The 12,585-nt window shown below is 50.6% G+C and carries 11 protein-coding genes; 6 read left to right on the top strand and 5 right to left on the bottom strand.

Annotated features, from left to right (window positions below; translation table 11 throughout):
• The first annotated feature begins 45 nt into the window (after positions 1–45).
• From E2I14_RS10755 to E2I14_RS10730, 6 genes are all read left to right on the top strand, one after another.
• Entirely contained in the window at positions 46–597 is a 552-nt protein-coding gene (locus tag E2I14_RS10755; RefSeq protein ID WP_133328280.1) for a DUF2844 domain-containing protein, read from the top strand.
• 44 nt (positions 598–641) lie between these two features.
• Positions 642–2,231 (top strand): DUF3443 family protein, encoded by a 1,590-nt coding sequence (locus tag E2I14_RS10750; RefSeq protein ID WP_133328278.1) that lies wholly within the window; start codon positions 642–644, stop codon positions 2,229–2,231.
• Positions 2,232–2,677: 446 nt separating this feature from the next.
• On the top strand, positions 2,678–5,485 hold the full coding sequence (locus tag E2I14_RS10745; protein WP_133328276.1) for a DUF3857 domain-containing protein: 2,808 nt from the start codon (positions 2,678–2,680) through the stop codon (positions 5,483–5,485).
• Between the two features lie 102 nt (positions 5,486–5,587).
• The gene (locus tag E2I14_RS10740) at positions 5,588–6,145 is read left to right on the top strand and encodes a retropepsin-like aspartic protease family protein (RefSeq protein WP_133328275.1); all 558 of its coding nucleotides are present in this window, start codon (positions 5,588–5,590) and stop codon (positions 6,143–6,145) included.
• A 101-nt stretch (positions 6,146–6,246) separates the two neighbouring features.
• Positions 6,247–6,486: a hypothetical protein gene (locus E2I14_RS10735; RefSeq protein WP_133328273.1), complete on the top strand. Its 240-nt coding sequence runs from the start codon at positions 6,247–6,249 to the stop codon at positions 6,484–6,486.
• Between the two features lie 110 nt (positions 6,487–6,596).
• Positions 6,597–7,598, top strand: coding sequence for a tetratricopeptide repeat protein (locus E2I14_RS10730; RefSeq protein ID WP_133328271.1), 1,002 nt, complete (start codon positions 6,597–6,599; stop codon positions 7,596–7,598).
• 116 nt (positions 7,599–7,714) lie between these two features.
• On the opposite strand, the gene E2I14_RS10725 is transcribed toward E2I14_RS10730, so the two are convergent.
• From E2I14_RS10725 to E2I14_RS10705, 5 genes are all read right to left on the bottom strand, one after another.
• Positions 7,715–8,515, bottom strand: coding sequence for a DUF481 domain-containing protein (locus tag E2I14_RS10725; RefSeq protein WP_133328269.1), 801 nt, complete (start codon positions 8,513–8,515; stop codon positions 7,715–7,717).
• Between the two features lie 317 nt (positions 8,516–8,832).
• Positions 8,833–9,420, bottom strand: coding sequence for a PqiC family protein (locus tag E2I14_RS10720; RefSeq protein WP_133328267.1), 588 nt, complete (start codon positions 9,418–9,420; stop codon positions 8,833–8,835).
• On the bottom strand, positions 9,417–11,111 hold the full coding sequence (locus E2I14_RS10715; protein ID WP_133328265.1) for a PqiB family protein: 1,695 nt from the start codon (positions 11,109–11,111) through the stop codon (positions 9,417–9,419). The genes E2I14_RS10720 and E2I14_RS10715 overlap by 4 nt, the downstream gene beginning before the upstream one ends.
• Entirely contained in the window at positions 11,108–11,752 is a 645-nt protein-coding gene (locus E2I14_RS10710) for a paraquat-inducible protein A (RefSeq protein ID WP_133328263.1), read from the bottom strand. The genes E2I14_RS10715 and E2I14_RS10710 overlap by 4 nt, the downstream gene beginning before the upstream one ends.
• Positions 11,749–12,348 (bottom strand): paraquat-inducible protein A, encoded by a 600-nt coding sequence (locus E2I14_RS10705; protein WP_133328261.1) that lies wholly within the window; start codon positions 12,346–12,348, stop codon positions 11,749–11,751. The genes E2I14_RS10710 and E2I14_RS10705 overlap by 4 nt, the downstream gene beginning before the upstream one ends.
• Positions 12,349–12,585: the final 237 nt, after the last annotated feature.

The raw sequence follows: 12,585 nt of genomic DNA, 5'->3' as shown, positions 1-12,585 counted from the left end.
TGTAATACCAGTCCAGTTTTGTAACATGCAAATTAGGAATAAAACATGAACAACTTTGTACAACTTATCGGACATTCCCGTCATCGCGCAGCCAGAACAGCGACCCAAGTAGCGCTCGCTGCCGCCGTATTGGTAGCACTGCCGGCTTGGGCAACCTTGGGCGGTGATGAGGCTAGCGTCATTGCGGATCAGGCCGCCCTGAACGCAACCTTGGTCAAAACGGCCAACGCCGGCTATACCGATTACGCCTTGACTCTACCAAACGGCATCATCGTACATGAGTTCGTCAACCCAGCCGGACAAGTATTTGAAGTGACTTGGAACGGCAAGGGCAAGCGCCCAGATATGCGCCAAATTCTTGGTACCCATTTCGATAAATTCAACGCGCCAGTCAGTCAAAAAGCGCGCAACGATAAACACGCCACCGCGCGTCGTGCCGACCGAGTTGCTGCCGATTTTGAAATGCATTCAGCAGTGCACAACCGCATCTTTACCGGCACTGCCCACCTGCCTTCGCAGCTACCTGCTTCATTGACTGGCCCAATCGGAGTTCCGATGGAATCGCCCATTCCTAAAGCGGCAAATCAAGCTCAATAATGCTTGAAGTACACATTAAATTCTGACGATTTCGAGGCACGAAAATGAATAAATATGCATGGATATTGATCGCTTGCGGCTTAATCGCAGGTTGCGGCGGCGGGGGCGGCGGAAGTAGCTCATCAACACCAACGCCAACCCCTACACCTCCAGCGACAAGCTTTACGGTAGGCGGCACGGTGACCGGACTCAATGGCTCGGTGAGCTTACAAAACAATAGCGGCGATACGATTACCGTTTCTGCCAATGGATCATTCACCTTCCCGACGGCCTTAAGTTCGGGCGGTCAGTATTCGGTTACCGCGACCAACGTGCTACCGAATTACTACACCTGTTCTGTCGCCAATGGCACTGGTTCAGTGGCGAGCGCCAATGTAAGCAATGTTGCCGTTTCATGTGCGTTAGTGCCACAAGTGGCAATGGCATGTGGTGGCGCCACGTCGATTGGCACCGGTAACGTTGCGCCTTTAGTGATTGATGGGTTTCCTTGCGCTGCTGGTGGCACGGCGGGGGCGGCCAATAATGCCAACGTCCCGTACGTGACCGTAAAAATTTGCGCTCCTGGCAGCACGACCAATTGCCAAATTATCGATCACGTCAGCGTGGATACTGGCTCGAGCGGAATCCGGATGGCGGCCGCTGCGCTGCCTGCTAGTTTGCAACCGGGCAGTAACGGCCTGCCTTTAGTGGCGGGAAGTACAGCAGGACATTCACTCACTGAATGCGAGATTTATGTTTCTTCCTATGTCTATGGGCCGGTAGTTTCCGCGGATATTTATATCGCAGGCAAGCAGGTAAAAAATGCCAATATGCAGGTCTTTGGTGCGTCGGGATATACACCTCCTACTTCATGCATCGGTCAAGGCGGTGCCGAGACTGACACCATTCAAGCCTTTGGCGGTAATGGCCTAATCGGTGTGGGTTTTGATCTTCTTGATCAAGGTGATTTTTATGACTGTCAAAATTCGGCAATTAATACTTGTTCACCAACTCCCATTAGCGCCTATGCAGGAGTGCCCAACATCGTTCCCCAATTTTCCTCGGACAACAACGGCGTTGTGATCGCTTTACCTTCGGTTTCATCCGCTGGATTAAGTAGCCCTGTCGTGGGCACATTAACTTTCGGTGTTAGCACGCAAGCCAACAACACGCCTGCTGCCAGCACGGTGGCGATCGTGAACGACAACACGGGCTCGTTCCAGACTCAAATTGGTGGTACGTGGAATCCCGCCTATATCGATAGCGGTACGTTTGTGATGTTCTTCAACGACCCAGCAGCCAATCTAGCCTTGTGTACCAGTAATGCTAACTCCGGATTTTATTGTCCCGCAACGCCGGTGACTGTGCCGCTAATTGTGGCTAACGCTGGCTCAAAAGTCACTGCTGGTACATTCAACTACCAAGTCGGTAATGCCGATCAAATCAACACCGTTAGCGCGATGGCGTTCAGCAATATCGCAGGTCAAACAAGCGGTAGCTCAACCTTGAGCAACGGCTCCTACGTCGCTTACGGTTTATCGTTCTTCTATGGCCGCGAAATGTATTTCCTGTTCAACTCCAAAACAGCGCCAGGAACCGGACTAGGTGGAACCGCTGCAACCACGGTGACAGGGCCGATTAACGGGATTCACTAGTTGTTAATTTGCTAGTGGCGTCGTCCGGAATTTTCTTGGCGACGCCGTTTTCGTTTGCGTCATTTAATCGCGCATTGAGCAAGCTAACGCAGCGCTGTCACCCGACCAGAACGTGCTGATAAATTGATCCTGCGCTGACTCAGTTACCATCTGGCGATCAGATTAATTTAACCAGTTGATCGTTTTCCGCACCAAATCCTCCTTTCAATAAACCTACCTATACCGATGCCCTATTTAGGGCATTTACAAATGGGTCATAAAGCTATAGGCTGCTAAACGATGTTTATTGGCAACTTTTTGATTCAACATGTCCGCCGAGTTTGCGCTGTTTTTAAGTAAATTCGCTGCGCGCTGCTTGGGTTTTGGCACAACTATTTCTACATCGGGTTCAACCCAATTCGGGTTTGACACACTCGCTTTATCTGGCCAAGGATGGATCGTTATTTATGAGTAAATTCCTCAGTTGTTCTTTGTTGTCGCTATCTTTGCTGGCTGGATTTGGATCGAGTTATGCGGGCGATACGCCGCTGTATCAGCCCACGCCAGACTGGGTGCTTATGGCGACCCCGCCAGAGAAAATCGCCGCCAGCGACGACAAATTACAAGCGGTGGTGTTGGATAATCAAATTCGTGTTCAAAACGGTATTGTTTGGAATTACGGCGAATCCGCGCAGCGCGTTACCTCAGCCGATGCCCTTAATAAGATGGGTTCGATCGTGCTCAAATGGTGGCCCGATCATGGGGATTTGATTATTCATGGCGTCGATATTATTCGTGACGGACATCGGATCGACGTTTTAGCGCAAGGGCAAAAATTTACCGTGTTGCGGCGCGAAGCGAATTTAGAAAACCTGATGTTGGATGGCTTGCTAACCGCGACCTTGGCAGCCGAGGGTTTGCGGGTCGGTGACATACTGGATCTGCGTTATTCAACGACGTTTAGTGATGCAACGCTGCAAGGCAACGTTTCGGCCAGCGCGGGTTTGGTGGTGGAGCCTGTGCGAGTTGGTTTTGGTCGAGTGCGCGCGTTGTGGCAAGACAGCGATGCAATTAATTGGAAGCTGTATCTTACAGGCGCAACGCCAAAAGAATCGCGCATGGGTGATTGGCACGAAATCAGTGTGATGCTGCCAATTGCCAAGCAGCCCGATGCTGCCGCTGGTGCACCGGGGCGCTATTACAAGCCGCAGGCGATTGAATTATCTAGCTTTGCTGACTGGAAAACGGTGTCCAAAATCATGGCACCGCTGTATGTCACCGATGGCCTAATTCAGCCCGGCGGTTCATTAGATCAAGAAGTGCAAAAGATTGCTCAAAGTACTAACGACAAACGTCAACGCGCGGCTCTAGCGTTGCAACTGGCGCAGAACAAAGTCCGGTATTTTTTAAAAGCGATGGATGGCGGCAATTACGTACCGCAAGCACCGGAACAAACTTGGGCTACGCGTTTTGGCGATTGCAAAGCGAAATCATTGCTATTGTTAGCGGTGTTGCATCAACTTGGTGTGGAGGCCGAACCGATTATCGCGAATTTAAATAATGGCGATATGATCCCCGCTCGCATTCCTTCGGTGGCAGCGTTTAATCACGTTTTGGTGCTGGCGCATATTGATGGACAAGATTTGTATTTAGACGGCACCGGTTTGGGTTCCATGCCCGAAGATCTCAACGATGTTCCACATCTATATTGGGTGCTGCCAGTGAGCGCCAATGGCGCGGATTTATTGAAAGTACCAGATCAATATCCCGCACGACCAATGATTGAATTCATTTCCACCATCGATATGCGCGGCGGCATTAATTTGCCCGCAGCGACCAAGCTCAAGTTCACCTATCGCGGTCCAATGGCTGGCATGATGAACACCAATTTAAACCGACTGGATAAAGAAGGTCGGGAGAAATTTTTGATCGGTGCGATCCGCCAAGTGCCTAATTTTAACGGCGCAACCTCGCCCGAATTTGAATTCGACGAAGCCAAAGCCACCGCCACCATTACGGTCGATGGCGTGTTCCAACAAAACTGGAGCCGCTCCAATAACCGCTACGAGTTTGATCCAGTTGGCTTCACCGCGCCGCCACCGCCCGATCGTTCACGCGCGATCTGGAAAGACATTCCCGTTTTCATCCCGCCAACGCCTTTTATGAGTGGCCGAATGGTCATGCTTTTACCCGATAAAGGCAAGGGCATTAGTTTGGATGGCGATCAACAAAAACAAATCGAGTTACCCGGCAATCGCCGATATCAATACGACGTCAGTATCAAAGACGGCGTGCTCGATATTAATTTCAAATTGAATCACGCAGGCGGAGAAATCAGCGCGGCCGATCTGCCTGATCTACGCAAAAAAATCGCTGAGTTAGCGCGCCATCCCGTCAAAGTGCGCACCAGCACCGATTATCCGCAACCGTGGGCGCAAGTCGAAAAGGCCAAGAAAGAACATTTATACGATGAGGTATTGCGCATCTTGGGTCAGTCTATCCAAGCCAAACCGGACGAGGCCAAACGTTACCTAACGCGCGCGGCATTCCTGACCATCATTTTTGAGCGCGAACAAGCATTAGCCGACATGACCAAAGCACTCACGCTGCAAGCAGACAAACCGACTTACCTAGCCCGCGCCGAACTCTATCGCGAACTTGGTCAAGACGATAAAGCCATGGCCGATTTGCACGCCGCCTTAGAGCTTGATCCCGTGGACGATGCCGCCATCACCAGCTTATCGCGCTTGGAAGCCTTAACGTATCAATTCGACTCGGCCATCACGCGCATGGACGCCGCCATCGACAACGGCGGCGCGCAAGAAGCCGCGCTGGTGCAAAGCAAGGCAGAGATTTTGTTTTTTGCCGATAAATCGAACGAAGCCATCGAATCAGTCAATGCAGCAATTGAAAAATGGCCGCGCAACGCCTCGCTCTACAACATGCGTTGCTGGCTGCGCGGAATTGCTAACGTGGATTTAGACGAAGGCAAAAACGACTGCGCGCACGCCATCCAATTAGGCGACCAGATCGCAGCCGCCGCGTTGGATAGCCGCGCCATGATTTACTACAAGCAGCATAACTACACCGATGCCATCGCCGACATCAACGCCGCGCTAGAAGAAAACCCGAACCAATCAGGTTCCTTGTTTATGAAAGCCGTCGTCGAACGTGAATTAGGCAAGAAGGCCGAAAGCGCCAAAGCCATCGCCGGAGCGCGTCTGCTCGATCCGCGTGTGGAGCAAGAATATGCGCGTTATGGCGTGAAGTGGTAGCGCTGTTGGCTAACCTTGTTGAATCGGAACAAACCTGATTTGGTCGTTAATGGCAGTAACGCAAAATTGACGACCAAGTCCTGACCTGTCAGGAAAAACAGCATGACTATTCATCCAAACTCGTTAGCCAATGGAGTGCTTAGCGCCAGCTTGGTTAGTCTGCTGCTGTTCAACGCCCTGCCAGCCCACGCCGACTCCACCATTCAAAAATGCACCGCGCCCGACGGAAAAGTAACCTACCAACAGGACGTCTGCCCCGGCTCCACGCAAAGCCGCACCGTTGCCAAGAATCCCATCGGCCCCGGTAATGTCATCTTGGTCGCCAACAGCGCCAATCATTACACCACCACAGTCACCATTAACGGCGTGAGCGCTCCCGCCATGATCGATACCGGCGCAACCTATGTCGCGATTTCCACTGACCTCGCGCAAAAAATGCATTTATTGGAGGGCGAATTCCAGCCCAGATTAATTAACACCGCCAACGGCATGGTCCGAGCCGCCAACAAAGTAGTACCCATCTTAAAGATCGCCAATATCGAACTGTACAACGTCGAAATTTCCATCACGCCGAACGTGCCAACACTCATCGGCATGAGCGCGTTAAGCCAGCTTTCTATTTCGACGGCTAGTGGGAATATGACGTTGAGTAAGCGTTGAGGGTGACCCTGTTGAGCGGTCACAAGCTTGCAATAGTATCCTTTTAAGATCAAATCCGATCGGCCAAGCATTGAATTCATTTAGTATCGCAAGGAGATTTAATGAAGAACCCAGAACGTGAATGGTGGTACATCGTATTAGTTGGTGGGCTGACTGTTTTTTTGCATTACAAATTACTGATCGCCGCTGAATTTAACTTTGGTACTAATAATATTTATCAATTCGTGATCGGCTATCTGTGCTTGTTTGCAATCGGGCACCTCGTCGCACTAATTATTAAGCCCTTAATTTTGTGGCGTAATTTGTGGATTAATCGTTCATTTAAATCAGCGAAGAACTAAGTTCTGAGCTCAAGCGCAAACATTCAATCCCATTATTTTTCTTTTGTAAAGTCTCTTCTGTGCGTCTTATTTCGACTTGTATTTTCGCTCCATTAATATTGATTTCATCTATGGCTAACGCCGATTTTGAAGCGGGAATGGCTGCGGCAAAAAGTAAAGATTATGCGACCGCGTTAAAAGAATGGCGGCCCTTGGCTGAGCAAGGTGATGCGCGTGCGCAGAATCAGCTTGGGCGAATGTATATCAATGGTATCGGCGTGGAACAGGACGATCAGCAGGCCCTTAAATGGCTGCAATTGGCGGCGCTGCAGGGTAATGCCGATGCCCAAACTAGCCTCGGCGCGATGTACTGGTTTGGTCGGAGCGTCCCCAAAGATGAGAGCGAAGCGGTCAAATGGTACCGCTTAGCGGCTGAGCAAGGTAATGTTCATGCACAAAGCCAATTGGCCGGCGCTTATTTAGTCGGTCGAGGTGTGACTGCTAATGATCAAGAAGCTCTGAGATGGCTGCGCCTCGCCGCTGATCAAGGGAATGCGCAATCCCAACGGCAGCTTGGTCTTATGTATGCCATCGGCAAGGTAGTCGAGCAGGACGATGCGCAAGCGGCAAAATGGCTGCAATTGGCCGCTGATCAAGGCGATACGATTGCTAAGAGTAAGCTACCATTGCAGCCGTTTGAGAAAGCTATCTCAGATTCCGTGGACAAGCAGTACGAATCCAATCCGCAGCCCGATGCAAATTCTGAGTTGGAGGCCGTGGCGATGATGATCACGACCTTGCATATTGCCGATCACCTAAAATCGACCTGTAGTGAGCTTGATCCCAAGCTACAGTCGGACGTCGAGCTAAATCTGCTGAAGTGGAAAACTGGTGAGGAAGCAGCGATCAATAAAGCGCAAAAAAAATGGGATGAATTAAGCAAGACAGCCCCCTCTTTGTCATCGTTGGCGCTCATTAACACATTGCCCCAATTGCCTTTTCACGATTCGGCTAATCCGGGGCAAAAGAAAATTGCTCAAGTCTATTGCAGAAAATATTTCGCTGATCTCGCGTCCGGTATTTGGCGCAAGCGACTTCCAAAAGTGTATGCATATTTGGATGCGGTACCTTGAACTTGGGCCGAGTTCAGTATGCCGCAGTGTCGATCATCGTTACTAGGTTGACTTTTAGATTGCAATAAAACGAATCGCTAGCACAGTGATTCGTTTCATCCATTAATCATCCCAACTTACTTCGGCCCCAAACTCACACTAATACCAACCATGAGCAAGGTATCGTTCTTCTTCACTGGCTCTACCGCTAAGCTGTCGTAACGATCTTGGAAGCTGGCGGTTAAGCTCAATGTTTTGGTCATCGCAACCGATAACGCGACATCCAATACCGAGCGGAATTTGCCGCCTGTGGTTACGTTGGGGTAGGCCACCAAGCTTTGTTTGAGGGTGGTGGATTCGTTAAATTTGTGGTTTAACTCTTCACCTAAGATGACTTCGGTCGCGTTATACGAAGTCTTTAATTCGTTGCCCACAACGACGCCCGGATCGCTGTATTTGTCGTTACGTAAGCTCAAACCGCCGTAGATATCTAGGGTGGTTTCTTTGTCTTTGATTAAGTGGTCACCGATACCCAGATTGACGGCTTTACGCAGCGATAAATCTTTAATTTTGTCGTGATCTAAGGCCAGCCCAGCGAAGGCAAATAAACTGCCGTCGAAGTTGTAATCGTAGCGACCGCCGGTGCGCCACATTGCGGCGGTGGTGGAGGTTTCTTTGACACCGTTGGTTGTGGTGCTGGATTTGGAATTCAAATCTTGCAGATAAAACGACCATTTATCCTGCACCGATTGACGATCCATGTTCAACATAAAATTTAAACTCGATGATTCGGTATTGCCCGACGCATTCACAAAGCTTAATGTGCCGATGCCGCGCCATTGGTCGTCTAAAACTGGGTCGGCGGCATGCGCGAGTTGAGCCGTAGCGAGGCTAAATAGTGTGGCGGCGAAGAGCGTAATGCGGCGCTTGGTTGACATGGTCGTTTCCCTTTTTGAAGTGATTTTTGCTGTAGTTTTGTGGCTTGCGTCAGCCAGATTAGTGCGATGAATTTGGCGACGCCCTTGCGCCCAACGCGCACGGGCAGAAGGCTGAAAAATGGCGAGTTGCGATTTTTCGCTTGGTATTTTAGATCAAGCGATTTAACCCAACAAAACGCCATTTAACAAATTGTGCAAACAATTGTTAACGATGTTGTTTTTAATGCAGTTGTGTGGTGCGGGAGATTGGCTTGTGAAGAATCAGCGTCAACGTTGCCGCCAGTTTTGGCCCAAACTGGCGACTTGGTAGCGGCTAACTATTGAATAATATCTTGAGCAATTGCCGTGCTAAGTTGGTTTAATTGATCGGACCATGCGTTGACGATGTCTATCGGTTTGGTGTTTTGATCGACCTTGCGCTCCAGCGTTAATCGGCCTTTGCGTGCTGGTTTTTTATCGCCATCGTTAATGACCCAACTGGCTTCTAGGCGCACCTTGTCTTGCAGGCGCGCGTCCATGGCGTCAATTCTGACCATGACTTTAATGGGATTACTCTTTTGATCGAGCGTACTTTTGGCGACCCAACTTGCCGGCAATGCGCTGCCGATATTGCGCGCCAATACATTGTTGATCGCGCCCTTGACCGGTTCCGCCCAGCGATCGTTGTCCAGAATGGCGAGTTGACTTTGTGATGTAAAAATAGCTAACTCAGGGCGATTAATGACTTCCGGTATTTCGCTCACCATGATTACGATGTCGCGATTAAAGGTGCTGTTTAACGGCGCTGCTTGGGTTGGCGCGGTAGCCAAGGTATAGAACTGTTCTGGCGCGACGGTGCCGCAACCGCTGCTGGCTAACAGCGCCAGCGCAGCAATCGTTATTAAATAATATCGCTTGATTGTCATGGCGCTTTTCCTTCTTCGCTGTTGAGTGGTTTAGGTGCGGGTTTGCCACGGATGAGGGTTTCAGGATGGCGATCAAGATAGTCGGCCAAACTGCCTACCGCTTGTGCTGATTTGGCGACTTGACGCAGAGCTTCGCGCAAATCGAGTTGCAGCGGTGCGTCGTTGTTTAATACCTGCTGCGCAGCGTTGAGCGTGCCGCGTGCATCGGTCAGCGTGGCTTTGATTTCTGGTGCGACGTCGCTATTTAATTTGCTGATTAATTGATCGGTATTGTCCAGTGCTTTGTTGAGCGACTTAAGCGACGTGACTAATTCGCCTGACAATTGATCGAATGGGATTTTGTCCACTTTGGACAGAATGCTGGCGAGCGAATTTTGGATTTCGCCTAAGCCGCCATTCATTGACGGTAGCACGGCCGGAACATGGTTCCAATCCACCGAAGCGGCGGGTGCTTTGGGATAAAAATCCAAAGATACATATAACTGACCCGTCAATAAATTGCCCGTTTTGAGTTGCGCGCGCATTCCTGCTGCGACCAATTGGTTAGCTAGTTCACGATTCTGAGCCGGACTTGGTTCCACAGGTCGTTTGGAGCCGGGCGTGTAATACGAGCGCATGCGATCAGGATAAATATTAATGTCCACTGGGAAGTGAAACACGCCATGTTGCGGCACATATTCAACGTTAATCGATTTGACTTCACCCACCACAATGCCGTGGAAATCCACTGGCGCGCCCGGTGTTAAACCGCGTAACGAATCGTTGAAATACACGGTGTAGGGAATGACGTTTTTGTCCGGTAAGCGCATCGCTAAATCTCGATCGCGATACAGTTTAAATGCCGCGTCTTTGGGTGCGGGTGATCCGGGAATGCTGTCGGGCGGCGTTTGAAATGCCACCCCACCTTGAATGATGGAGCCGAGCGATTGGGTTTCTAATTTAAGGCCGTTGGCATCCAACGATAAATCGATGCCAGAAGCGTGCCAAAAGCGCGTGTTGTCGGTCACGTATTGATCGTAAGGCGCGTTGATAAAAACTTTGAGCGTAATTGCTTTACCGTCTGGATCGAGGCTGTAGGCCACGACTTGACCGACGTTTAAACGCCGAAAAGTCACTACCGCGCCCACATCGAGCGAGCCGATTTCTGGGCTATGCAAAATGAATTGCCGCCCCGGCAAATCGCCGGTAACGATAGGCGGCACTTCTAACCCCACAAAGTCGCGTTCTGATTCGTCGGATTTGCCAATATCTAAGCCGATGTATGCGCCAGATAACAAGGTATTTAAGCCCGACACCGTTCCCGCCGAAATCCGCGGACGCACTACCCAAAAGCGCGTGTCTTGATGTAAATAGTCGCTCGCTTCCTTGATCAGTTTGGCGGTCAAGATAACTTGCTTGCGGTCTTTGGATAAGCCGACTGATTTCACTTCGCCGATATCGACGTCTTTGTATTTAATTTTGGTTTTACCTGGTTCAATACCTTCGGCGCTGTTGAATCGAATCGTCACCGTTGGGCCTTCGTGCATGATGTTGAGCACGACCAACCAGATGCCGATAATGGCTGCCACCATCGGCACAATCCAGACCAAAGGTAGCTTGCGTTTGCTGGGTAGTTTGATGATCGCCTTGCGGATTTGTGCTGAGGCTGCTGGTTGCGCTGCAGGCGCGTCAACACCTGATTTATCGCTCATGGATTTCCTTCATCGTGTTCTTGTATTGGGTCCCAAATTAATCGTGAATCAAAACTCATGGCAGAGAGCATGGATAGCACCACCACCGCCCCAAACGCCAGCGCGCCGCCGCCCGGCTTGATAATGGCTAGCGATTGAATCTGCACTAAACCAACCAGCAGCGTGACGACATAAATATCGAGCATCGACCAGCGACCGACGAATTCCACCAAACGATATAAACGGGTACGTTGCAGCGGCGCCCAACGCGATTTGGTTTTCACCGTCGCGATTAACAAGCTCAGCGAAATTAGCTTGAGTAAGGGCACCACAATGCTGGCAAAAAATACCAACGCGCCCAAAGGCCACGAACCAGAATCAACCAGCACGATCACGCCGCTCATGATGGTGTCGTCTTCCGATCCGAGAATGGTTTGAGTTCGGAGCACCGGTAATACATTGGCGGGTATGTACAACACCGAGGCTGCAATTAAATAGGCCAAGGAATGCGACAAACTGTTATTTTTGCGCTGGTGCATGGGCGCGCCGCAAGTTGGGCAATCGATTTCGCTGGCATCTTCTGTGGCCTCAGGTAGTCGCGCCACTTGGCGGCAGCGATGGCAAATGCCTACCCCAAGGGATTTTCCGGTGGCGGGTTTCATGGCTGATCTTTCCTTGACCAGACCCACAAATCTTCTGGTCGTATCATCGCTTTAAGAAACGACATCGTTACGATTAAACCAGCGCAGGCCCATAACGCCGGGCCGGTGATGATTTCAGCCAGCGCAGCCAGCTTCACGAGCGATACCAATACGCCCAGCATGAACACTTCCACCATGCTCCAAGGGCGAATGTTTTGCACCAAATTCACCAGTCCTGTGCTGGCGCGCTCAAACCTAGCTACTTTGACCGGCAGCAAAATCATGCCCAACAAAATAATCTCTACCAACGGGCCAATCACGGTGGTGAAGGCGACCAGCAATGCTAGCGGCGCCATGTCTTGCAGATATAACTGATAGGCCGCGCCCAAGATCGTGGTCTGGCGCGACACGCCTTGAACCCGCATCTCCAGCAAAGGGAACACATTCATCAGCAATAATAGAATGGCCGAAGTCAAAAGAATCGCCAGCGCGATATCCAATTGATCCCCAAAGCTGGCCGCTAATTCGGCCTTGCAGCGCACGCATTGCGCCTGCTGACCGGACTGCAGTTCGTCAACTTCTTGCGCTAGATCGCAATCGGGACAGATGGTTAGCATGATTGATTTGGGTTGGGAGGCGATGGCGAGCGTCAAAAATAGGTGGGCGACAGAGCGCTAATGTAGCAACACGCTTGGTTTTGTGCAAATTAGTAAAGCCTACTTTGTCGCGCCGTAACAATGGTTGACGCTTGCTGCGCCCTGCGCTGCTTAATGTAAATTGGTGTAACTCAAACCGTTTTTGAGGACCGCCGATAGGCAGTCTGTCTAAGTCTGTCCTAAGGATTGATAACTATC

Source organism: Sapientia aquatica (assembly GCF_004358105.1).
GTDB lineage: Bacteria > Pseudomonadota > Gammaproteobacteria > Burkholderiales > Burkholderiaceae_D > Solimicrobium > Solimicrobium aquaticum.
The sequence above is the reverse complement of the archived record's forward strand: the minus strand, read 5'-3'. Positions and strand labels throughout refer to the sequence as shown.